The organism is Spiroplasma endosymbiont of Tricholauxania praeusta (assembly GCF_964019535.1).
GTDB lineage: Bacteria > Bacillota_I > Bacilli_A > Mycoplasmatales > VBWQ01 > Spiroplasma_E > Spiroplasma_E ixodetis_A.
Window position 1 is genome coordinate 1,116,331 of the sequence record NZ_OZ026450.1, and the last position, 22,875, is coordinate 1,139,205.

General features: G+C 22.9%; 28 protein-coding genes. 14 read left to right on the forward strand and 14 right to left on the reverse strand.

What is annotated here, in order from left to right; all coding sequences use genetic code 4:
• Positions 1–103: 103 nt before the first annotated feature.
• A protein-coding gene (locus AACK96_RS06105; RefSeq protein WP_338973306.1) for an IS3 family transposase occupies positions 104–1,227 on the reverse strand; the annotation gives its coding sequence in 2 pieces (ribosomal slippage) (positions 104–984 and positions 984–1,227; 1,125 coding nt in all).
• Positions 1,228–1,265: 38 nt separating this feature from the next.
• Positions 1,266–1,907 carry a hypothetical protein gene (locus AACK96_RS06110; protein ID WP_338973891.1) on the reverse strand — a complete coding sequence of 214 codons (642 nt, stop codon included), beginning with the start codon at positions 1,905–1,907 and terminating at the stop codon, positions 1,266–1,268.
• Positions 1,908–1,981: 74 nt separating this feature from the next.
• On the opposite strand from AACK96_RS06110, the gene AACK96_RS06115 reads away from it, so the two are divergent.
• Both AACK96_RS06115 and AACK96_RS06120 read left to right on the forward strand, forming a co-directional pair.
• Positions 1,982–3,142 carry an Mbov_0401 family ICE element transposase-like protein gene (locus AACK96_RS06115; protein WP_338973893.1) on the forward strand — a complete coding sequence of 387 codons (1,161 nt, stop codon included), beginning with the start codon at positions 1,982–1,984 and terminating at the stop codon, positions 3,140–3,142.
• Positions 3,143–3,517: 375 nt separating this feature from the next.
• The gene (locus AACK96_RS06120) at positions 3,518–3,862 is read left to right on the forward strand and encodes a hypothetical protein (protein ID WP_338973702.1); all 345 of its coding nucleotides are present in this window, start codon (positions 3,518–3,520) and stop codon (positions 3,860–3,862) included.
• 387 nt (positions 3,863–4,249) lie between these two features.
• On the opposite strand, the gene AACK96_RS06125 is transcribed toward AACK96_RS06120, so the two are convergent.
• Positions 4,250–5,497 (reverse strand): ISNCY family transposase, encoded by a 1,248-nt coding sequence (locus AACK96_RS06125; RefSeq protein WP_338973446.1) that lies wholly within the window; start codon positions 5,495–5,497, stop codon positions 4,250–4,252.
• Positions 5,498–5,856: 359 nt separating this feature from the next.
• On the opposite strand from AACK96_RS06125, the gene AACK96_RS06130 reads away from it, so the two are divergent.
• Together AACK96_RS06130 and AACK96_RS06135 are read left to right on the forward strand one after the other, a co-directional pair.
• The gene (locus tag AACK96_RS06130; protein WP_338973895.1) at positions 5,857–6,066 is read left to right on the forward strand and encodes a hypothetical protein; all 210 of its coding nucleotides are present in this window, start codon (positions 5,857–5,859) and stop codon (positions 6,064–6,066) included.
• An 83-nt stretch (positions 6,067–6,149) separates the two neighbouring features.
• The gene (locus AACK96_RS06135; RefSeq protein WP_338973897.1) at positions 6,150–6,317 is read left to right on the forward strand and encodes a hypothetical protein; all 168 of its coding nucleotides are present in this window, start codon (positions 6,150–6,152) and stop codon (positions 6,315–6,317) included.
• Positions 6,318–6,873: 556 nt separating this feature from the next.
• On the opposite strand, the gene AACK96_RS06140 is transcribed toward AACK96_RS06135, so the two are convergent.
• Positions 6,874–7,404 (reverse strand): hypothetical protein, encoded by a 531-nt coding sequence (locus AACK96_RS06140; RefSeq protein ID WP_338973899.1) that lies wholly within the window; start codon positions 7,402–7,404, stop codon positions 6,874–6,876.
• 155 nt (positions 7,405–7,559) lie between these two features.
• On the opposite strand from AACK96_RS06140, the gene AACK96_RS06145 reads away from it, so the two are divergent.
• Positions 7,560–7,919: a helix-turn-helix domain-containing protein gene (locus AACK96_RS06145; protein WP_338973555.1), complete on the forward strand. Its 360-nt coding sequence runs from the start codon at positions 7,560–7,562 to the stop codon at positions 7,917–7,919.
• Between the two features lie 28 nt (positions 7,920–7,947).
• Complete coding sequence (locus tag AACK96_RS06150) at positions 7,948–8,448, forward strand: IS630 family transposase (protein ID WP_338975147.1); 501 nt, start codon at positions 7,948–7,950, stop codon at positions 8,446–8,448.
• 34 nt (positions 8,449–8,482) lie between these two features.
• On the opposite strand, the gene AACK96_RS06155 is transcribed toward AACK96_RS06150, so the two are convergent.
• From AACK96_RS06155 to AACK96_RS06165, 3 genes are all read right to left on the reverse strand, one after another.
• Positions 8,483–9,541, reverse strand: coding sequence for an MSC_0882 family membrane protein (locus AACK96_RS06155; RefSeq protein ID WP_338973901.1), 1,059 nt, complete (start codon positions 9,539–9,541; stop codon positions 8,483–8,485).
• A gap of 19 nt (positions 9,542–9,560) precedes the next feature.
• Positions 9,561–9,869 (reverse strand): hypothetical protein, encoded by a 309-nt coding sequence (locus AACK96_RS06160; protein ID WP_174480536.1) that lies wholly within the window; start codon positions 9,867–9,869, stop codon positions 9,561–9,563.
• A gap of 123 nt (positions 9,870–9,992) precedes the next feature.
• Positions 9,993–11,174, reverse strand: a complete 1,182-nt coding sequence (locus AACK96_RS06165; protein WP_338973903.1) for a prolipoprotein diacylglyceryl transferase — start codon at positions 11,172–11,174, stop codon at positions 9,993–9,995.
• A 277-nt stretch (positions 11,175–11,451) separates the two neighbouring features.
• Between AACK96_RS06165 and AACK96_RS06170 the strand changes: the two genes are divergently transcribed.
• Positions 11,452–12,420 carry a hypothetical protein gene (locus AACK96_RS06170; protein ID WP_338973905.1) on the forward strand — a complete coding sequence of 323 codons (969 nt, stop codon included), beginning with the start codon at positions 11,452–11,454 and terminating at the stop codon, positions 12,418–12,420.
• A 177-nt stretch (positions 12,421–12,597) separates the two neighbouring features.
• On the opposite strand, the gene AACK96_RS06175 is transcribed toward AACK96_RS06170, so the two are convergent.
• Positions 12,598–13,110 (reverse strand): hypothetical protein, encoded by a 513-nt coding sequence (locus AACK96_RS06175; RefSeq protein ID WP_252320984.1) that lies wholly within the window; start codon positions 13,108–13,110, stop codon positions 12,598–12,600.
• Between the two features lie 75 nt (positions 13,111–13,185).
• Positions 13,186–13,539, reverse strand: coding sequence for a hypothetical protein (locus AACK96_RS06180; protein WP_338973908.1), 354 nt, complete (start codon positions 13,537–13,539; stop codon positions 13,186–13,188).
• A 250-nt stretch (positions 13,540–13,789) separates the two neighbouring features.
• Here AACK96_RS06180 and AACK96_RS06185 point away from each other — a divergent pair, with 250 nt between their 5' ends.
• Positions 13,790–13,981: a hypothetical protein gene (locus AACK96_RS06185; RefSeq protein ID WP_338973909.1), complete on the forward strand. Its 192-nt coding sequence runs from the start codon at positions 13,790–13,792 to the stop codon at positions 13,979–13,981.
• A 143-nt stretch (positions 13,982–14,124) separates the two neighbouring features.
• On the opposite strand, the gene lepA is transcribed toward AACK96_RS06185, so the two are convergent.
• Entirely contained in the window at positions 14,125–15,933 is a 1,809-nt protein-coding gene (gene lepA, locus AACK96_RS06190) for a translation elongation factor 4 (protein ID WP_422397334.1), read from the reverse strand.
• Positions 15,934–16,157: 224 nt separating this feature from the next.
• Between lepA and AACK96_RS06195 the strand changes: the two genes are divergently transcribed.
• The 3 genes from AACK96_RS06195 to AACK96_RS06205 all read left to right on the forward strand — a co-directional run bounded on the left by AACK96_RS06195 (position 16,158) and on the right by AACK96_RS06205 (position 17,892).
• The gene (locus AACK96_RS06195; RefSeq protein WP_338973913.1) at positions 16,158–16,832 is read left to right on the forward strand and encodes a BspA family leucine-rich repeat surface protein; all 675 of its coding nucleotides are present in this window, start codon (positions 16,158–16,160) and stop codon (positions 16,830–16,832) included.
• 37 nt (positions 16,833–16,869) lie between these two features.
• The gene (locus AACK96_RS06200) at positions 16,870–17,205 is read left to right on the forward strand and encodes a hypothetical protein (RefSeq protein WP_338973914.1); all 336 of its coding nucleotides are present in this window, start codon (positions 16,870–16,872) and stop codon (positions 17,203–17,205) included.
• 312 nt (positions 17,206–17,517) lie between these two features.
• Positions 17,518–17,892 (forward strand): ETX/MTX2 family pore-forming toxin, encoded by a 375-nt coding sequence (locus AACK96_RS06205; protein WP_338973915.1) that lies wholly within the window; start codon positions 17,518–17,520, stop codon positions 17,890–17,892.
• On the opposite strand, the gene AACK96_RS06210 is transcribed toward AACK96_RS06205, so the two are convergent.
• Positions 17,873–18,996 (reverse strand): IS3 family transposase gene (locus AACK96_RS06210; RefSeq protein WP_338973306.1). Its coding sequence is split into 2 segments (ribosomal slippage): positions 17,873–18,753 and positions 18,753–18,996, totalling 1,125 coding nucleotides; the frame shifts between segments, so codons are not numbered across the junction. The two genes, AACK96_RS06205 and AACK96_RS06210, sit on opposite strands and share 20 nt — an antisense overlap.
• 587 nt (positions 18,997–19,583) lie before the next feature.
• On the opposite strand from AACK96_RS06210, the gene AACK96_RS06215 reads away from it, so the two are divergent.
• Positions 19,584–20,707, forward strand: a protein-coding gene (locus tag AACK96_RS06215) for an IS3 family transposase (RefSeq protein WP_338973306.1) whose coding sequence is annotated in 2 segments (ribosomal slippage) — positions 19,584–19,827 and positions 19,827–20,707 — 1,125 coding nt in all. Because the reading frame shifts where the segments join, the coding sequence is not laid out codon by codon here.
• Positions 20,708–20,876: 169 nt separating this feature from the next.
• On the forward strand, positions 20,877–21,137 hold the full coding sequence (locus tag AACK96_RS06220; protein ID WP_338973918.1) for a hypothetical protein: 261 nt from the start codon (positions 20,877–20,879) through the stop codon (positions 21,135–21,137).
• On the opposite strand, the gene AACK96_RS06225 is transcribed toward AACK96_RS06220, so the two are convergent.
• Complete coding sequence (locus tag AACK96_RS06225; protein ID WP_338973920.1) at positions 21,120–21,257, reverse strand: hypothetical protein; 138 nt, start codon at positions 21,255–21,257, stop codon at positions 21,120–21,122. The two genes, AACK96_RS06220 and AACK96_RS06225, sit on opposite strands and share 18 nt — an antisense overlap.
• Before the next feature lie 4 nt (positions 21,258–21,261).
• Here AACK96_RS06225 and AACK96_RS06230 point away from each other — a divergent pair, with 4 nt between their 5' ends.
• Complete coding sequence (locus AACK96_RS06230) at positions 21,262–21,729, forward strand: hypothetical protein (protein WP_338973921.1); 468 nt, start codon at positions 21,262–21,264, stop codon at positions 21,727–21,729.
• Between the two features lie 81 nt (positions 21,730–21,810).
• Here AACK96_RS06230 and AACK96_RS06235 read toward each other — a convergent pair whose 3' ends face one another.
• Together AACK96_RS06235 and AACK96_RS06240 are read right to left on the reverse strand one after the other, a co-directional pair.
• Entirely contained in the window at positions 21,811–22,122 is a 312-nt protein-coding gene (locus AACK96_RS06235) for a hypothetical protein (protein WP_338973923.1), read from the reverse strand.
• A 134-nt stretch (positions 22,123–22,256) separates the two neighbouring features.
• Positions 22,257–22,838 (reverse strand): hypothetical protein, encoded by a 582-nt coding sequence (locus tag AACK96_RS06240; RefSeq protein WP_338973925.1) that lies wholly within the window; start codon positions 22,836–22,838, stop codon positions 22,257–22,259.
• Between the last annotated feature and the right edge of the window lie 37 nt (positions 22,839–22,875).

The following is a 22,875-nucleotide window of genomic DNA, read 5'->3' on the forward strand; positions in this document are numbered from 1 at the left end:
ATAACGAGTAATCTTTTGTCCAAAGGTAGAACTATATACATTTTTATCAATAAATGTTCAACTTCACTCTTTAATAGATTCATTTGTGGAATGGCAACCCTTTTTAGGACTGTTTTTTGGTAGACACTTGTTTTTGATAATTAACTGGAGTTAGGTAGTTTAAGGTGCTGTGAATTCTTATGTTGTTGTATCAATTGATATAATCAAATAATTCTAATTTTAATTTGATTAATGATGTAAAATTTTTATCATTAATAAATTCAGTTTTGAAAGTTTTAAAAGTTGCTTCAGCAACAGCATTGTCATAAGGACAGCCTTTTTTGCTTAAAGATCGAGTTATGTTGAATGCTAATAAAAGTTTATCAATAGTTTTATTATTAAATTCGTTACCGCGATCGCTATGAAATATTTCAATATCTTTTAAACAGCGATTTGAGTGCATAAATGCTTGATATACTAATGATGCATCTTTTTTAGTACCTACACTATGTCCAATAATTTCGCGGTTAAATAGGTCTATTAATAAGCAAATATAGTTTCACTTACCATTAACTTGAACATAAGTTAAATCACTAACAATAACTTCATTTTTAATTTTATTATTAAAGTTTCTATTAACAAGATTGGTAATTTGACTATCATTGACTTTATTATGATGATTTTTGAATGATAATTTAGTGTATTTTGATATTAAATTATGCTTATTCATAATTTGTTTAATTTTTCTGCGTGATAAATAAATTTCTTGGTTTGCTAGTATGACTTTTAATCTTCTAGTACCATAAACTTCTTTATTTTCTTTAAAAGCACTAATAACAGCTTCATCATAAATATTATTTTGATTTTTATTTTTTTTCTTTAAATTAAAATAATATGTTGATTTAGAGAGTTTTAAAAAACGACACATTGTGCGAATTTTATATTTAGATTTATTATTTGCAATAATTTCTATTTTCTGCCTATTATTAGTGCTGCTTGCTTTAAAATATCATTTTCCATTCGTAATTGTTTTAATTCTTTATTTGCTTGAATTAATTGTTTTTCTAAATCAGAAAGATTATCTTTGGTTTTAAAACTGCCTGAATTAGTAAATTGCTTAATTCATTTATAAGTAGCCGCTCTTGTAACGTTATATTCTTTAACAAGACAAGATACTGACTTGCCACTTTGATATAAAGCTACTATTTGTTTTTTAAATTCATCTGAATATGAGTTAATATTGGCCATAATTATTTTCCTTTCTTTTAACTAATTTGTGAACTTGTCTACGTAATTAGTGTCCAATAAAGTGTAACCCATCCAGATACTTTAATACGATTACTTCTAAACATAGAGTTTTGTAAATGTTCATATCGATATGTTAATTGCTTTTCAGTTAATGTTTCTTTTTCTTCTGCCATAATAATTTCATCTGTTCTTGAACCTAAAAAACTTGAACCACCTGCTTCTTTTCCAAAAATCTTATTACCATTAGCATAACCAATAAAGTCAATTTGTTGATTACTTGGAAAGATAATACATCCCCCATCCTTAGTAATTTTTCATTTAATGCCATGTGGATTATTAGGTAATAAATTAATATTATATGTATCTAATAAAACTTGACAAACATTCATTAAAGCACCAATTGTAGTTTCACTATGAGTATTTTCATATCTTCTTACTTCTTGAACACTACTATCTCTAAAATTACAACATATAAATAAATCAAATGCTAAACAGTTTCAAGTTTTTCTTGTTCCACGTGCTGTTGGAACAAAACGATAAAAACAATTAGTAGTAAAATATTCTGCTCATTCATCACCAACAAATTTTTTAAAAATATCTCAACTAAAACCATAATTATTATCACTAAAATTAAGATTATATTTTTTATTTAATTGTGCATAACTACTAATAAAAGCCATATTTACTCCCTTATTTTTAAAAAAAATTAAAATTAAATTATTAACAAACAAAAATTTAGAAAGGAACATTAAAAATGTTTATATTACCATTTCCTAATCATTTTGATTGAAACAAACACGATTTTAATCAAGATGAATTAAGTTTAAAACAAACAGAAGAACTATTTTCAAAAATAGATGATTATTTATGAAGTATATGTGATAAATCTGAATATAAATTATATAGATTTAGACAACGAAAATTAAAAACAAAAAAAGGTTTATTAACTTATAAACGACGTATTTGTACACATTATAACACAAAAACACAAAAAATGGAGTACGTATCATTATTAGATAACTATCTTGGTGTTAAAAAATATAGTAAACTTGCACCTAACGTTATTAAACAAATTTTAAAATATTTTGCTGATGATAAAAAATATCGTGATGTTTGTGATACTTTTATTGAAGATTTAATAAGTAATAGTACAGTTTGTAGAACATATCAAAAATTTGAATTACCAAAAGCAAATATTCCCAAAATACCATTACAACCAAATCAAAATTTATATGTAAATATTGATGATGGTCATCGAAAATTTAAGTTTAATGAAAAACACAATACTAAAAATTGTAAAAAATGTTCGATGAGATTAATAGTAATGTGTACTAGTAAAAAGAAAAATGGAAAATTAATTAATAAAAGAGCAGTTTGTAAAATAAGAGTATCAAAAACAGAAATTGGTGCAGAAAAAACTGCAAAATTAATTGAAAAATATGGTAATTTATTTTTTGAAAACTTTGACCAAGCAAATTTAGTAGTTTGTGGAGATAGTGCAAAATGAATTAGAAAAACTGCTAAAATTTTAAATGCTAAATTTATTTTAGATAAATTCCATGCTTTTCATGTTTTATTTCTTGGAATAATGGCCGGAAGAAGAAAAAATAAAATTGCTAAATTACACTATCAAAATGCAATAACTTTATTTGAAAAAGGTCAATATTATGAATTAATTGATTTTTTACAATCATTAACTTTGCAATATAAAAAATTAAAAGTTGGTTATTTTATTAATGCAAAAGATGGTGTATTAAACCAAGCACTAGTTGAAAATATTGGTTGCTTTACTGAAACTAATATTAAACAAATTTTAAAAAAAATGATTGGTGATAGAACCTATAACATTGATATGTATACAAAAATGGTTAATTTTAAATGTTATCAAATAAATACTGCCATCCAGTTATTATAAATTAAAACTTAAATTCAAAAATAACTAAAAATAAAACAAAACTTATTAAAGTTTACTTTAATAAGAATTTTTGAGTTATAAAAGTAAGTATTATTGTGTCAATATCGAGTGAAAATTTCCCAAAATACTTATCAAAAAAACTAAATTATTTTGGGAAATTTAAACTATTTCAGTAAAATACACAAATTTTAAATAATCCTGAAAATTTTAGTTTCTATTTTTTATAATATAGAAATATTTAATATTTAAAAATTTATTAATTATAATATTGTTAAAAACTAAATATAGTTTTTAACCCATTGTTTTATTTTTAAACAAATAGGTTTTTATTTTGAAAGGATAGTTTATATGGAGACCAATTCATGAAATGATAGTATGCTATCGGTAATTATTAATAACATAACTACTTTACCATCGGTAATCTCAACTCCTGTATCAAAAATATTCAATAAAATAACAACAACTGAAATGACAAATTTCAATAATCAAACTAATAATGCTAATAATACTAGTACTGAACTTTTTGAAACAAAAAAAGATATATGAACAAATATTAAAAATTATTTAACTAATTTTTATGAGTCAGATTATTTTTGACCAACAACAGGTTTTATTGGTTATGGATTAATTACAACATCAATTATTATTGGTTATTGTATTTATAATTGTAAAATAAATAACAATAAAAAAAATTTATTAAAAGAACTTGAAAAAGAATAAATAAATTCAATGGAGTTGACAAATCAACCTTCAACTAGTGGATATAATAATCGTGCTTTTTTTGCCTAAATTTTTTCAATTAACAATGAAAGTTCTTTTTTTCTAGTATTTTATAAAATACTAGAAAAAAATAAAAAAAGAGTTACTAATGCTCTTGGATTTCAAAAAGACAAATCAAAAGTAAACAGTGAAGCTTCAACAAGCAAAAGTCAAAGTTCTAGTAGAAAATCACAAAAAAATGTAAAAGAGGAAGATATTGAATTTGTAATCTCTTTATATCTTTAAAATCAATTTTAAAGCACCAAATTTGCTCATATACAAACATTTTAAAAATTTATATGGTTTAGTATTCAAAAAATGTAAATCTTATATAACTTTAATTAGGAATTATTGATATCCATATCTTCAAGGATGATTTTTATTGGGTATATAAACTTTTTTAGTTTTTATCAAGTTGTCTTTAATAATTGGTTTTAGTGCTATTTCTTTTAGTTCATATATTTGATTATTGTAACTAAGATATAATTCATTAATAAACGATTTAAGTACAATTACATCAATTCGAGATTGTATGTATTGAACTTTGTTATTTTTATAAGGAAAATATTTTTTACCATAATATGTTATAGTTGAACCACTATCTGTTTTTCTTTTAGAAAATCTTGAAAGATAAATATTTATTTCTTCTTGTGTAGGAGCTTTAACCATAGCAGATTTATTATCATCAATAGGAAAGGCAAACTGTTTATTAAAAACGTTTATGTACATTTTGAGAAATTGATTAGCTTCATCTAATGTTTTAATTTTATTAAGTCGTAATTCACTAATTAATCGACTTTGAAGTGTTCCAAATAAACGTTCAATTCTACCTTTAGCTTGTGGAATTGAAGTTCTAATTATTTCAACACCCAAATCATTACAGCATTTTTGGAATTGAGTATAAGTGTCATTTTCTGTGTTTATTTTACCTGAATCAATTTTTTTCTTATATCCAAAAACTGTTCTATTATCAGTATAAAATGTTTTTGGTATGCCATAATTAGTTAAAATTTGATAAAAAACATTATAATAACCATCTAATGTTTCTTGATGATCAAATCATAGTCCAACAATATTTCCTGTAGCATCATCAATTGCAGCATGTAAAAATGATTTTGGTTTATCGTTACCAAATCAATGATGATTACTTGCATCCATTTGAATTAATTCACCAAAATTTGTTCTTCGATTTCTTGTTGGATGTAAGTTATTTTTTTTATTTTTATGTCTTTTTGGTGAAGTAATTTTTTCTTTGATTAATATAGTATAAAGTGTGCTATATGAAATTTTAATTTTTTCTTCATTCATTAATTTCTCATGAAAATGTTGAAAATTAAAATTATAATATTTTGTTTTATACAAGTTGATAATCTTAATTTTGATTTCAAAATTTGTTGCCTTATTAGAAATTGTATTGCGAGATTTATGAATAAAACCAACTTTACCTTCTCTATTAAAAATTTGAATTAATTGGTTAATTCTTCTAATAGTTAGATTAAGTTTATTCTTGGCTTGATGTTTAGATAATTTATTAATAATAATATCATTTATAATTTTGTACTTATATTTTTCTTTCATAGTCATGCTTCTTTCCATTTTTATCACCAAGTATATTTAACTTCACTTTTGGGAAATTTTTACTCGATAACTAATAGGAAATTATCACTAAATAATGACAAAAAGTAAGTATTATTGTTGACTAATATTTTACAAGTGTTAAGATTAACTTACAATTGCATATTGAAGTCAAAATTATTCTTGTCTAACTTTATAATTTTAAGACAAATTTGAATATTATTGACAACATCGGTACGCTCCCAAAATTTTAAATAACTTATTAACAATTAATATATAAATTATGCTATATTTATTTAGTAAAAATTTAATATAAGTTTTTATCCTATTTATTTTTGTAAATAAATAGGTTTTTATTTTGATTTGAAAGGAACATAAAAATGAAATTTTTAAACACAAATGAGAGCGAAATTAATTCTGAAATACTTTCTAATTTATTAAAATCAATACTTCCAAATAATCCTCTTACAGTGGGATTAGTGTGTCTTGCTGGTGGAATTGGTTACTATTCATGAAATTTTTACAAAAATAAAAAACAAGAATTAAATATAAAAGTAATAGAAAAAAATGAAAATGAAAAAAATATTTAGATGAATATAAAGAAAAAACTACATTAGACTCAAACAATCTAGTAAATAATGAAGCAAGTAATATAAGTAAATATGAATGTAATATGACATTAGATAATGCAACTAAAATTAATCAAATAATTTTAGATAATAACAATAGCAAAAATGTTGAAGAAGAATATGATATGTTAGATGATGCAAAAGAAGCAATAAATGATGAAGATGAATGAGCAATAATTGATTTACCTTCTTATGGAAGTAATCATATTTAAAAATTTAATTATAATAAAAGTTACCATTAGGTAACTTTTATTATAATATGTCAATCTATAATCATTAATTTCATCTACTAATAATTGTTTTCTAAAATTCTTTTATTGCTTTCATAAAAAATAAATTTACTAAAATAATCATTTCAAAATAAAAAAAATAATTTTGTTTTAAAGAATAAAAAAATAATCAATTTCATTATTAAATTTGGAAAATTTTAAAGATATTTCAAAAATATAATATCAAATATCGGGAACTGAATTATTTAATATTATTCCAATTGCCTTTTCATCAGTTTTTTGAAATTTTTTTCACTTATTAATTTTATCTTCAACTATTTTAATTAAATTAATTCAATTTCTATAAAAATTTCCACCTTTTTGTTCATTAATTTGTTTATCTAACTTTTTACCAACTTTTTCAAAATCTCTTACTCATTAGGAAAAACAAACAACACAGGATTTAATTCAACAATTTCAAGTCCTAATGTTTTTTTATTATTTATATTTTCTAAAATAAAATCTGGGCCATTTAATCTACCTTGTTCTTTTGTAGTACCTATAAAATATAATTCTTTCTTATTTTAATAGGAATTCCTAAATAATGATTAGATTCATTAAATCACTTAATTTCACTATTATTTATTTGAAAAAAATCATCAGGAATTATTTTTATCAAACTAGGTTTTAAAATGTCAATACCTTTATTATCATGGTAACATCTTAATCATTCATCATTAGTTTGATTATATATTAAAAAATCAAAAAATCATGACTCTATTATTTTATTTGAACGAGGAATTAAAAAATCAATAATCTTAAGTTTAGTTAAATAAGAAAAATATATTTCAAATAAATGATTTTTGCAAAAATCAGATGCATATATAGAGTTACTAAATTTAAATAACTCTTGTTCTTGTTCTAATTTATTTAAATTTGTTAAATGTTCAGAAATCATTTTTTTAAAATAATTTAAATCTAAACTATGACTAAAAATATTTTCTTCACAACTTTTAAATTGACATTTTTTATTTTGGAATTCATTGAAAGTAATTGTTTCTCTTCCTCATTTATTTAAATTTTTTGACATAATTAACACCTTATAAAAATGATTATTACTATATATAGCTAACGAAAGTAATGTTTACTCATAAATAATGTAAAATAATAATATGTAATTTAAACAATTCTTGCACTTACAAGTATAATTCAGCAATAATTAAAATAGATTAGGAAGATTAAATTATGCCAAAACCATACAGTGAGGACTTACGAAGAAAAGTAATAGAAGTTTATGAAAGTAAAAACATGAAAATTAAAGAAATTTGTAAAGTGTTCAATATCACTAGAAAGACTTTATTTTTATGAAGAAAAAGAAAGCAAAAAACCGGAAATATAAAACCAATTTTGAATTATCAAAAAGGACATAGCCACAAAATAAAGGATTTAGATGAATTAAAAAATTATTTAGCAGAAAATAAAGATGTTACAGTTCAAAAAGTAATTGAAAAATTTGGTGATATGACAAAAGAAACAGTTTATAACTATTTCAAAAAACTAAATTATACATATAAAAAAAACTTTTCTATATGAACAAAGAGATAAAAATAAACAAGAAGATTTTTTAAAAGAAATAGCGAAAATAATGAATGAAGATTTGGTATATATTGATGAATCTGGAATTGATGATAATGAATTTTATAAATATGGTTGGTCTGAAAAAGGTAAAAGATTATTTGATAATAAACCTGCATATAAAATAAAGAGAATGAGTATAATTGGTGCACTAAATAAAGGTAAATTAAAAGCTCTATGAGCATTTGAAGGACATTGCAATAGTAAAATTTTTGAATCATATGTTAAAAATATACTAATTCCAGTATTAAAGTGTGGACAAATTATAATTTTAGATAATGCGACGTTTCATAAATCTAAAGCAACAAAACAATTAATTGAAAATGTTGGATGCAAACTATTATTTCTTCCACCATATTCTCCTAATTTAAATCCAATTGAACATTTTTGATTTGCTATAAAACATAATATAAGAAAAATATTACCAAATTATTGACCAAATATTAAAAACGCGATTGATTTTGTTTTTCAAGATATGAGTAAACATTACTTTCGTTAGCTATATATATATATATATATATTATAAATAATAACTACTTTTTCTTTCTTCTTTTTAATACAAATATTGGAATAACAATTGCAAAAAATATTAAAGCAGTAAAACCAATAGTAATAATCATACATATTCTATTTATCTTTTTTTTGTACTGATTTAACTCTTGTGGATTAATAATTTCATAGCCATAATAACTTATAATATTACGTTTACGAAATTTAAAAATAACAATATTAATCATATGAATAAAGAAAATAACACCTAAAATAATTGTTAATGTTATTGCATCTTTAATAATATCAGGAACATTAACTGTTCATTTTTGAATAATAAAAGTTAATTTCTGACCACTAATCAAAAACATAATGCCAATAATAATACCAAGAACAATATAACTACTAATACTTATTCAATTAATAATTATCAAGTTAGCATGAATTTTACGATAATTTCTAATTATAAAATTAGGAGGTAATAGCGATCCTTTTAGTGTTCTTTCAATATATAAATCCACTTCTCTTCTTAATGTCACAAATTCAATAATATTAATCAAAATAATAGTAAGAGCAATAATTGCTAATGGAATAGTAATTACAGGATGAGGAATAATTTTTATGTTAATCATACCAAAATATAAACCAATAAAAGTTGAAGCAATAATTAATGTCATAACACCAATAAATAATAAAATCAATTGTTTTAGCTTCTCTGATTTAATTTCTCTGCTAATTGGTTTTGGAATTTTAAAACTATTTTTATAACTAACTATTTCCATAGTATTAAATGTTTGTGGTTGATCATAATACATATCTTTTTCTTTAGTAAAGTTTTCATTGATCGGCACTGTCTTTTTTTCTTGTAAAGGTATTATATAAGAACTAGTAACTTGTATATTTTTACCATCATATTTTTTTTCATTATAATCGTTTTCATTAAAATCAGAATTATGAATATTTTCTTTATTTTTATTAATTGGTGGTACAACATTGCTAAAATAAGTGTTATTATTAGTTGATTTTTGATAATCTTCTTTATCTGATAACCTATTTTTTTGTGAAAAAAATTTATCAAATAATTTAAATTTTATTTTAGACATATACATCACCTACATTTAATTAGTTAAAATATTTTTTTGTCTTTTTAGAAATATGTTTACTTGAATAAAATTTTCTTTGTAATTTGGCAATTTCATGTTCAATTTCCAAAATTTTATCTTCAAATTGATAATCTTTTTCTTCTAAACTTAAGTATCCTTTAATAGAAATCCTTTTGCGTAAATACATTATTAATAAAATTGATAATAATAACAGAAAAATCAAAAGTGCTAACCCACCCATTGAATATAAAAAAGTAGTAATTGGAATCTCAAAACCTAAAAACTTAATGGTATTAGTACTACTATCATCACTTACTACTGCTAACACTAATTTCACCTCATACATTAGTATATAAATATTATAACAAAAACACCAAATCTAATTAATATTATCTATTTAATAGCTTATTTTCTGTTATAATAATTATTTTAATAATAAAAAAGAATATTATTAATATTCTTTTTCATATGTTCATCCTTCGCTACGTAAATATTTTGCTGCAACAAATTGTGCAAATATTGCTAGAAACAGACCAAAGAAAGTAATCAATAATAAAATTGTATAATCAAGGATTGGACGATTAATTAAAAATAAATCTTCTGGTGGGCGCTGTAACTCTAAAATAAATCTAATTAAATTTCATCCAAAAAAGTAAAGTCCCATTTGAACACCTGCATGCATCATTCGATAATGATGTGGATTATTTATTTCATAAAGTTTTTTGCTTTTATTTATATAATCATTAATTTTCTTACCAGAAGGTTTGACTTCTGCTAATGCTTTATTTACTACATTTTTTGGTACTTGATTATAATAGTAAACTTCATTTCACATTTTAGTTCAAGTCAAATGCTTTGGATCACTATTTACTTTATTTCAATATTTTGGATTAAAAGTTATTTTTCCTCAGTATTTAAAATTATCTTTAAAATCAAATTGAAACTTATCTGGTTCCACTTTTCATGGCTTTTTACCAAATCATTTACCAAGATTTGGAACAATAAATGTAATCGCTAATCATAAACCTAAATTAGCAATTGATTCATAAAGAAATATTGGTGCACGATAAACAATTTCACCATTAATCGTTTCGGGATTACCACTTGGTCCACCAATTAATTTAAAACAATTATCACGAATAAAAGCAGGTAATCATGATAATGAATCATAACTTACAACGTTACCAAGTAATTCATGATTAAAGAAATTACCTCAACGTCCTAATATCTGCCCTAATAAAATATTAGGAATAATTAAATCGCCATATATTCATAATGATATTTTATACTTACGACCAACAAAGTAAAAAATAATTGCACCAGCAATAATGCCAAATAAAACACCACCATGAATAGACATCCCTGGTTTTCAAAATGCAAATTTTTCAAAAAAACTAATTGACTTATCAGGATCATCCTTACCAAGAAAACTAGCACCAAATAATGAAGCAGGAATAATAAATATTATTGATCATGCTAAAGAATCAGTAGGAACACGATAACGTTTAAATTTTACTCAAGAAGCAATAATTGAAGCAAAAATACCTGACATAATAGCAAATGCATAAACATGAAATCATCCACCATAAGTATCAGTAATGCCGTGAGGTCCAACAAAATCTAAATTTAACATAACAAACACCTCACTTACAAGACCATCTTTTAATATAGAATACCATAATAGAATACCATAACTAACTAAGAATCACAATATAAATAAAGACAAACAATACATATTGCATATATAATTTTGATAAAGTGTAATTGTAATTCACATTTTTTTAGATTTTTTATTGTATATTATTTTTTGCAAATATAAACTTAAATTAAGATTTACCAAAAAACAAATACAAAAAATAATGTATTTTTGATAAATCTTAATTTATTTTTTAAAAAAAGGGGGAATGAAAATGAAATTTAAACAATTGTTATTATTAATTACCAGTGTTACAAGTTTAGGGATGATATTATCAAATAATAAAATAATTAATAGCAATCAAAATACTACTTTTTTAAATAAAAACAATGTTTCTAAAATTAGTTTTAACAAAATGACAGGCACTACTGGTGAAATTAATAGTTTAACTTTTAACGGTGAGCAAACTTATGCTGTTAATAATAAAGGTATTGTTTATAAAAGTGACAATGGTCAATCTTTTGAAGAAATAAATTTACTTAATTATGATTATAAAATAAAATCACTAATTACAACACCTAATGGAACAATTTACGTTGGAACTTATAATGAAAAAAATAATGAATTAAAAGTTTATATTCTTAAAAATGATCAACTTGCTGAAAAATATACTTTAAGTTCACACCAATTATTAGCAATGACTTTTGACAAAGAAAATAATATTTATATAGGAACAAATGAAGGGGTATATACTAATTCAAGTCCAACAACTGAATTAGAAAAAATAGATGGGGCAACAGGTAACATTACAGTTTTAAAAACAACTAAAAATGGCTTAATTTATGCCGGTAATACAGAAGGAATGATTTTTAAAAGTATTGGGGGTAATCCTTTTAATTTAGTTGAGCAACTAGAAGATGGTGGTATTACAAGCATTGCTGTTGATAATAAAGAAACAGTCTTTGTTACTAACAACAGTAAAAAAGTTTATTATAAACGTGTTACTATTGCTAATTTTTTACCATATAAGCAAACTTTAGAAACAATAAATACAACAGTAATAACTTTTGGAACAGGGGTTTTAGTTGGTGATAAAGATGGTAATATATGAAAAAGTTATCAAGAAAAAAACTTCACTTTATTCTATGAAAATAAACTTAATTCAATTAATGAATTGATTTATAATTCTAATAATTTTACTATTTATGCAACAACTACTGATGGAATATATAAAAATAAATAATCTAATTTAAAATAACTAATTTTAAGTTAGTTCTTTTTTAAAAAAATGTAATACTTATTGAAAAATTTAATAGCAAAATTATAAAAAAATAAAATGATTTCTAATTTTGTTTATTCATAAAACATCTCTAATAAAATATTAGAGATGTTTTTAAAGATACTTTATAAATATATTAACTTATATATTTGCTTGTAAATTTGATTTATATAAAAAACTATTACTATTTTTTAACTTTAATTTTATTTCTTTAAAAAAATCAAATTTTTCTTTTTCTTTATAATCATTAGAAAATATTTCTAAAGTTTCAGCATCAGATTTTTCATAAAAATGATATATATTATTGAATACTTGCTCTTGTGTTTCTTCTTCTTTTATTACTCGATATATAAAATTAAGAACTGAACACATTTTTCGATATTTATTATCTTTTCTTAAAGCATTATTAAATTTTTCTTTTTGTTTAGTATTCATTTTGGATATTTTAGAACTATTTTTAACGTTTGTTATATCAATTTCTTCATCCACTAAATAAACTACTTGATCTAAAAAATTTAATACTAATTCATCTACATCTTTTGATTTATATTTTTTTAAGGTTTCTAAATAAGTATCTGCTAAATTAATTGCTAATAAATTTAAAAAATTATTTAAAACTTTTGTTTTTAAATTTTTATTGATATTTAAATCCATTATCAAAACTCCTTAAAATCACCTTCAATAGAGTGATTATATCAATTTTAACCTCATATTTTTGTAAATACAATATTACTTTATTTTTTTACCTTTAATTCGTTTTCTTTTAAGTTCTAATTCTAATTTAGGATTATTATCATGTTTTAAATAATAATTTTGTCTATTTATAATTAATTTATTTTCTAATATTAACCCTAATCTTTTAGTTTTTTCTTCAGCTAATTCTTTTTGTAATTTTCTGTCTTTTTCATTTTCAAGTGATTCATGTTTAAATCTAGAATCTTGTAAATCTTTTTCATGTTGTCTTTGCTTTTCTTTATCAATTAATTTTGCTTCAATCTTAGCTCTATTTTCTATATACTTTTTAATACTTTTAAAAATAGAAATTGGGTTCAAACAATCAATTATTTTTAATAAAATTTTCACATAACCCCCTACTCCCCATTTAAGTAATTATTATTAATATACTTATTATAAATTAAAATTTTATCAATTTCTTAGGGAATTGTTTTTTTATTATATCATTTTATTTAAACTTGCTTTTAATTTATTTTTCTATGAATACTAGATTTATTATAGAAAATTATATCATTTTATTTATAATTTTTATAAATAAAATGATATAATCAAAAATATAAATAAATTATTTATAAAACTTTGAAATGGGGAATATAAAATGATTAATAACATAAAAAATATGATTAAAAATTACTCTAGAGAAATTGAGTGTCACGCAATAATTAAAAATAATTTAGAAAATAATCAGTCAAAAACTCAAGAAAATTTAATTAATATTGAAATGCAAAAAAATTACATCAAAATTAAAATGGAAATAATTGCAGAATTAAAAAAAATACTATATATTTAACATAAAATTGTGAGAAATCTAATTTTAATCTAAAAATATGATTTATAAAAATAAAAAAATAATTGTTCTATTTAAGTCAATTATTTTTTTATTTTCAAATAATTCAATTTAGAAAAATACAAATCAAATATATATATATTTTTTTAATTTTCTTCATCTATTTTTAAAACAGCACGAAATGCTTCTGGTGGTAATTCAACATTACCAATCGATTTCATTTTTTTCTTTCCTTCTTTTTGTTTTTCTAAAAGTTTTCTTTTTCTTGTAATATCACCACCATAACATTTAGCAATAACATCTTTTCTAACTGCTTGCACAGTTTGACGAGCAATAATTTTATTATTAATAGCAGCCTGAATAGCAACTTCAAAATTTTGTTTCGGAATTAATTTTTTTAATTTTTCACATAAAACACGCCCACGATCATAAGCAAAATCCTTATGAACAATAACAGATAATGCATCAACAATATTACCTGCTAATAAAATATCCATTTTCACTAATTTACTTTCCTGATAACCAATTAACTCATAATCTAATGAAGCATAACCTTTTGATATTGATTTTAATTTATCAAAAAAATCAATGACAATTTCATTCAGTGGCATATTATAAATAAGAGTTCTTCGTAAATTATCAGCATATTTTAGATCTAAATAAGTTCCGCGTTTATCTTGACATAATTGCATCAATGCACCAACATATTGTTCTGGTGTCATTATTGTTACTTGTACAAATGGTTCTTCTACACTTTTAATTGTTTGCACAGTTGGTCATTTTGCTGGATTATCAATTATTAACTTTTCACCATTAGTTAAATTTACTTCATAAATTACAGAAGGAGCTGTTGAAATTAAAACTAAATTATATTCACGCTCTAAACGCTCTTGAATAACATCCATATGTAATAACCCTAAAAAACCACAACGAAAACCAAAACCTAATGCTTGTGATGTTTCAACAGTAAAAATTAATGAGGCATCCGATAATTGAATTTTATATAATGCATCCTTTAATTCTTGATATTTATTAGTATCAATTGGATATAAACCACAATAAACCATTGGTTTTAAAGTTTTATAACCTGGTAATGGTGCATCAGCAGGATTAATAACACTAGTAATCGTATCACCAACATGAATATCACTAATTATTTTAATTGAACCACTAATTCAACCAACTTCACCAGCTGTTAACATTTCTCTCTTTTCTTCTTTTGGTGTGCGTACTCCTAATTCAGTAATTTCATATTCAGCACCAGTTGACATCATTCTTACTTTATCACCAACTTTAATTACACCAGTTTTGATTCTAATAAATGCCATCACTCCACGATATTTATCATATAATGAATCAAAAATTAAAGCACGTAATGGTTCATTATCGTCAGCATCAATTGGATAAGGAATATATTTAATAACTGCTTCTAAAACATCGCGAATATTAATACCTGTTTTTGCAGAAATTAAAGGCGCATAATCAGCAGGTAAACCCAATACTTTTTCAATTTCTTCTTTAACTTTTTCTGGTTCAGCACTTGGTAAATCTATTTTATTAATAACAGGAATAATTTCTAAGTCATTATCTAATGCTAAATATACATTTGCTAAAGTTTGTGCTTCAATACCCTGAGCAGCATCAACTACTAAAATGGCACCCTCACATGCTGCTAAACTACGCGATACTTCATAAGTAAAGTCAACATGACCTGGAGTATCAATTAAGTGAAGCAAATAAGTATGACCATCTAATGATTGATATTTAAGCTGTACACTATTTAGTTTAATTGTAATGCCACGTTCACGTTCTAAATCCAGTGAATCTAACAATTGATTTTTCATTTCCCTTTTTGAAACGGCATTAGTTAATTCTAAAATACGATCAGCCAAAGTTGATTTACCATGATCAATATGGGCAATAATTGAAAAATTTCTAATGTATTTTTTATCGATACTCATAATATTATTTATTCACCTATCTTTTGCTTATAAACTATTTACTATGTTTTAGTATATCAAAGTTTAAATAAAATTAAATCGAAAGTTGCAGATAATCTTATAAATATAATTAAACTATCACTTAACAATATATGAAAAGATATATACATAAATAACTAGTTTTTAAAATCATGTAAAATTATAATAACAAAAAATAAAGGAGGGAGGGTGTTAATAATATGAAAAAAATATTAACAACATTAAGTATTTTAGCAATTACAATTACTGTTGGAAATGTAAATAATGTTAATTTAAATAGTAGTTCGCAACAAAATGCACATATAATTAATAAAACTCAACAAGACACAATTTATATTGACAAAGATGGAGAACAAATAACAACTAATGAAACAGATTTATCAAATATAAATAGCAAAGAAATTGTTCAAATTGGATTTTATAAAAACATCATTAATCAAATTCAAGTGGTTAAAATGCCAAAAACAATTCAAAAAGTGCCAGATCAATTACCACCAGAAATAACTTCTTTAAAACACATGTTTTGAGATGCTATTGTCTTCAATCAAGATATTTCAAAGTGAGACATTTCAAAAGTAACAGATTTAAGTCTTATCTTTCAAAATGCCATTGCATTTAATCAAAGTCTTGCAGATTGAAATACATCAAATGTAATAAATATGAATTCAATGTTTGCTGATGCTTTAACATTTAATCAAAATATTTCAAATTGAAATACTTCTAAAGTAACAAATATGAATAAAATGTTTTTTAATGCAAGATCATTCAATCAAAACCTTTCAAAATGAAATGTAAAAAAAATAATAGAACACAGTAATTTTGCTACTGGCTCAAAAATTGATAATCCCAATAAATTACCAAAATTTAAACAATAAAAAAAATAATAAGAAAAAAATAAGGTGGTAAATAATTATGAGAAAACTGCTAAGATTTATATTATCTTTAATGGTTGCAACACCAACAAGTATTAGTTTAGTTGCTTGTGGAGGAACAGTATATCCTGTACATAAAAAAGATTTAAAAGGTTTATCTAATAACTTAGACATTACAACACTTGATAATAATGTAAAAGTTTTTAAAGTTGAATTAATTAATAAATTAAGAAAAAAAACATTTTCAAATTTACAACTAAGCGATGTAAAAATTAGTAAAAATAATAATACACCTCTACAAGATGCTGATATTAAAAATAGAAAATTAATTATAAAAATAATTGCATTACGTACTTCTATAAACTTTACGGGTTAAAAAACGATAAATATAAATATTACAACCACACAAGAGAAAAAAGACTTAAATTTACTTATAGCAAATCAAAACCTAGGATTTATTAAAATTTTAGCAAAAAATTTAATTCCAAGCAAAGAGGAACTTTTAATTGGTATCAAAAGCATAAATTATGATGCTAGTATTTTAACTATTAATGATTTTAATATTAAAGGATCTATTAATAGTACAAGTGCTATAATTGAAGGAACTGGTGACTATAAAGGTGAAATTACTTTAAGTTATAGACAAGAATTTGATTTTAATATATGAAATTTTCTAGACATTCTTGTAATGGGTCATATGAAAAATAAAGGTTATTGATTAGAAAATATGAAACTTAATATTAAAAATAATGAAATTTTATCAAATGATAAAATTTCATTAATAAATTTAACTAAGACCTTTGAAACTTCTGAACGAACAGAACTTAAAAATAATACAAACCTTGAACAACAACTTAGTACACAAGAATACGATAAAGAAGTAACAAATACTTATTCTGTTACTAATACATATGATGTTGGTATAAGTGAAAAAATATCAATACCTTTTGAAGAAACAACCTTTAATTTTAACTTTGGTCATAGTACCACAAATACAAATTCTGAATCAGTAACATTAAAATATCCTGGAATGGCAACCCTTTTTAGGACTGTTTTTTGGTAGACACTTGTTTTTGATAATTAACTGGAGTTAGGTAGTTTAAGGTGCTGTGAATTCTTATGTTGTTGTATCAATTGATATAATCAAATAATTCTAATTTTAATTTGATTAATGATGTAAAATTTTTATCATTAATAAATTCAGTTTTGAAAGTTTTAAAAGTTGCTTCAGCAACAGCATTGTCATAAGGACAGCCTTTTTTGCTTAAAGATCGAGTTATGTTGAATGCTAATAAAAGTTTATCAATAGTTTTATTATTAAATTCGTTACCGCGATCGCTATGAAATATTTCAATATCTTTTAAACAGCGATTTGAGTGCATAAATGCTTGATATACTAATGATGCATCTTTTTTAGTACCTACACTATGTCCAATAATTTCGCGGTTAAATAGGTCTATTAATAAGCAAATATAGTTTCACTTACCATTAACTTGAACATAAGTTAAATCACTAACAATAACTTCATTTTTAATTTTATTATTAAAGTTTCTATTAACAAGATTGGTAATTTGACTATCATTGACTTTATTATGATGATTTTTGAATGATAATTTAGTGTATTTTGATATTAAATTATGCTTATTCATAATTTGTTTAATTTTTCTGCGTGATAAATAAATTTCTTGGTTTGCTAGTATGACTTTTAATCTTCTAGTACCATAAACTTCTTTATTTTCTTTAAAAGCACTAATAACAGCTTCATCATAAATATTATTTTGATTTTTATTTTTTTTCTTTAAATTAAAATAATATGTTGATTTAGAGAGTTTTAAAAAACGACACATTGTGCGAATTTTATATTTAGATTTATTATTTGCAATAATTTCTATTTTCTGCCTATTATTAGTGCTGCTTGCTTTAAAATATCATTTTCCATTCGTAATTGTTTTAATTCTTTATTTGCTTGAATTAATTGTTTTTCTAAATCAGAAAGATTATCTTTGGTTTTAAAACTGCCTGAATTAGTAAATTGCTTAATTCATTTATAAGTAGCCGCTCTTGTAACGTTATATTCTTTAACAAGACAAGATACTGACTTGCCACTTTGATATAAAGCTACTATTTGTTTTTTAAATTCATCTGAATATGAGTTAATATTGGCCATAATTATTTTCCTTTCTTTTAACTAATTTGTGAACTTGTCTACGTAATTAGTGTCCAATAAAGTGTAACCCATCCAATCCATCTCAAAAAATAAATGTATTACCTCATAAAAAGGTAAACATAGATTATGATATATTTTTAAATAATACTAAATCTGATTATATTCTAACTTTAAAATTAGATAAGAGTTCAACTTTTTCTGGAAATTTATATTATTGAGAAGATAATGTTAATAAAGGTTGACAAACATATAATTTCTATGAGCTTCTAACAGAATTAAATAAAAATCAATTTGCTAATAATTGTTTAATGTATGCTAACAATAACGAACTATATTATTCTATTCCATTAACCTTATATGGTAAATCTAATGAATTAGATGTTACAGTCAATCCAGAACAACCAATTTAAAGTTTATATAAAATATTTAATTCAAAAATAACATTTTTTAAAATAAAACTGCTCAATTGAGCAGTTTTATTAAATATTTTTTTATTCAACTTTAAAATTATTTGGATGGGTTACACTTTATTGGACACTAATTACGTAGACAAGTTCACAAATTAGTTAAAAGAAAGGAAAATAATTATGGCCAATATTAACTCATATTCAGATGAATTTAAAAAACAAATAGTAGCTTTATATCAAAGTGGCAAGTCAGTATCTTGTCTTGTTAAAGAATATAACGTTACAAGAGCGGCTACTTATAAATGAATTAAGCAATTTACTAATTCAGGCAGTTTTAAAACCAAAGATAATCTTTCTGATTTAGAAAAACAATTAATTCAAGCAAATAAAGAATTAAAACAATTACGAATGGAAAATGATATTTTAAAGCAAGCAGCACTAATAATAGGCAGAAAATAGAAATTATTGCAAATAATAAATCTAAATATAAAATTCGCACAATGTGTCGTTTTTTAAAACTCTCTAAATCAACATATTATTTTAATTTAAAGAAAAAAAATAAAAATCAAAATAATATTTATGATGAAGCTGTTATTAGTGCTTTTAAAGAAAATAAAGAAGTTTATGGTACTAGAAGATTAAAAGTCATACTAGCAAACCAAGAAATTTATTTATCACGCAGAAAAATTAAACAAATTATGAATAAGCATAATTTAATATCAAAATACACTAAATTATCATTCAAAAATCATCATAATAAAGTCAATGATAGTCAAATTACCAATCTTGTTAATAGAAACTTTAATAATAAAATTAAAAATGAAGTTATTGTTAGTGATTTAACTTATGTTCAAGTTAATGGTAAGTGAAACTATATTTGCTTATTAATAGACCTATTTAACCGCGAAATTATTGGACATAGTGTAGGTACTAAAAAAGATGCATCATTAGTATATCAAGCATTTATGCACTCAAATCGCTGTTTAAAAGATATTGAAATATTTCATAGCGATCGCGGTAACGAATTTAATAATAAAACTATTGATAAACTTTTATTAGCATTCAACATAACTCGATCTTTAAGCAAAAAAGGCTGTCCTTATGACAATGCTGTTGCTGAAGCAACTTTTAAAACTTTCAAAACTGAATTTATTAATGATAAAAATTTTACATCATTAATCAAATTAAAATTAGAATTATTTGATTATATCAATTGATACAACAACATAAGAATTCACAGCACCTTAAACTACCTAACTCCAGTTAATTATCAAAAACAAGTGTCTACCAAAAAACAGTCCTAAAAAGGGTTGCCATTCCAATTAAAACAACACTAACAAAAGAAAATTATTATGAAAATCATTAATAAGTGCTAAAAATATATAATTTATATCAGAAAATTATTTTTAATTAATTACCAAATTATTAAAAATAACTAAAATTTTTCTAGATTTAAAAGGAGAAAGAAAAAATATGAAAAATATGAAAACTTTATTTAAATTAATGACAGCAGTTATTTTAACAACAGTTAGTACAAGTTCACTTATTGCATGTCAATCAGATGATAATTTAAAAATGAATATACAAGTACAAAAAGATTTTAATTTTTTAGATTCAAATAATAATTCAACAATCAAATTAGATATCTATCAAAATAATATAACTAAATTAACAAAATGAAACTCTATTCAACTAAACAATATTACTGCCAGCAATTTATTTAGAAAATGATAGCGAAACTGCTAAAGCTAAATCTGCTGATGGTGCTAACTTTTTAGTTGATATTTTAAAATTAAAAGCAGTTAGTGGTCAAGGAAAATATAGACTTTTTAAACATAGTGATACACAATCCATTAAGATGAAAGTTAAATCTTACTCACCAATAATTAATAAAAAAATAGATCATACAGATTATATAATTACAGGTGGTACAGTAACTATATTTTTTGAAAAAAATAATAAACAATTATCTGACAATTATTTATTAAATATTTTATCCAAACCAAATGATGGTCTTGTATTACCTAAATTACCAACCACATCTAACATATCATTAAATAACTTTAATGATATTCCAGAATTTAAAATTGGACAACCTAAATCAAAATTATTAGTTGATACAGATTTAACAAACTATCTAAAAAGTCCAATTTATTCTTTAGGAGAAAGAATTGCTGATCTTATGAAACAAGGTGACCACTTTAAAGTTAAAGTAAGTAAATCCGTAAATGATGGAACTTATTTTGCAAAAGGTGATGTTATTAAAGTAAAATTTTCAATTGGTGAAATTCAATTTAATAATGAATATACGCTAACTATTATTTAAAATAAAAAATGAATATAATAATTATTCATTTTTTTATTATTAATTAAATATTAAAAGTAACATTTCATGATATTAATTTATCTATATTACTGATGTTAATCTCTTTGTTTGAGATTTACTACCTTCAATAACACTATTATTTTCTAATTCATTTATTTTTTCTACTATATATGTCATAGCAGAAACCGTTCCCACCGCAATAATACTACCAGCAAGCACAGGAGCAATAACGGGTGCACCACCAACTCCAATTATAATACCACTAATAGCAGCAGCAGAAAGAACAGTAGTTGCAATAACTGTTTCAGATGGTGTTGGATCGATTATATGATTTTTAATTACTTTTTTTAACTTAGATATTTTTTTAAAACTTTTTTTAATTTTTTTATTCATAAAACCTTTTTCTCCTTATTTTAATTAAAAACCCTTTACCTTAAAACTTAAGTAAATGGGTATAAACTTATATTAAGTTTATAAAATTATACCATATTGTCTATATTAGATATCAATAATGGATAATAAGTAAACTATTCTAAAACAGTTATTTTTTTATTTTTTAAATAATCAAATTCTTGATCATTTCAAAAACTATAATTTGATCTAATTTTATTTTTACTAAGAGCATAATAAAGTGGAATAGCAACAAAATAAGCAAAGATAGCTTGAATACTATCAGTAATTAATTCATTAACTGTAATAGCATAATCTTGATAAATTACTAAATAAGACAATGGGTAAATAAGTAATAAAATACCAGCAAAAAAGAAAGTATAAATAGTACTTCATCAAGATTTATTAATTAATAACTTAATAACAAAAAACATTAAAATTCTAATAAAAATTGTAATAGGAATAACCACAATTTTAACACCACTAATTAAATCAAAAATGCCACCCGCAATTGGTCCTGCAAATAACAGCATTGGCCCTTCAAAAAAAGCACAAAACGGAATAAAAACAGCATCAAATAATTGCAAAGTAGAATTTCCACCAAATAAACTAGTAATTGCTCAACCAAAAAGAAAAGTTGAACAATAACCAATTGTTACTAATAAACCAGTAATAATACCAGTCATTACTAGATATTTAATTGAGCGAAAACGATACATCTTTTCCTCCTAGATTACCAAAAAATATTAGTTATTT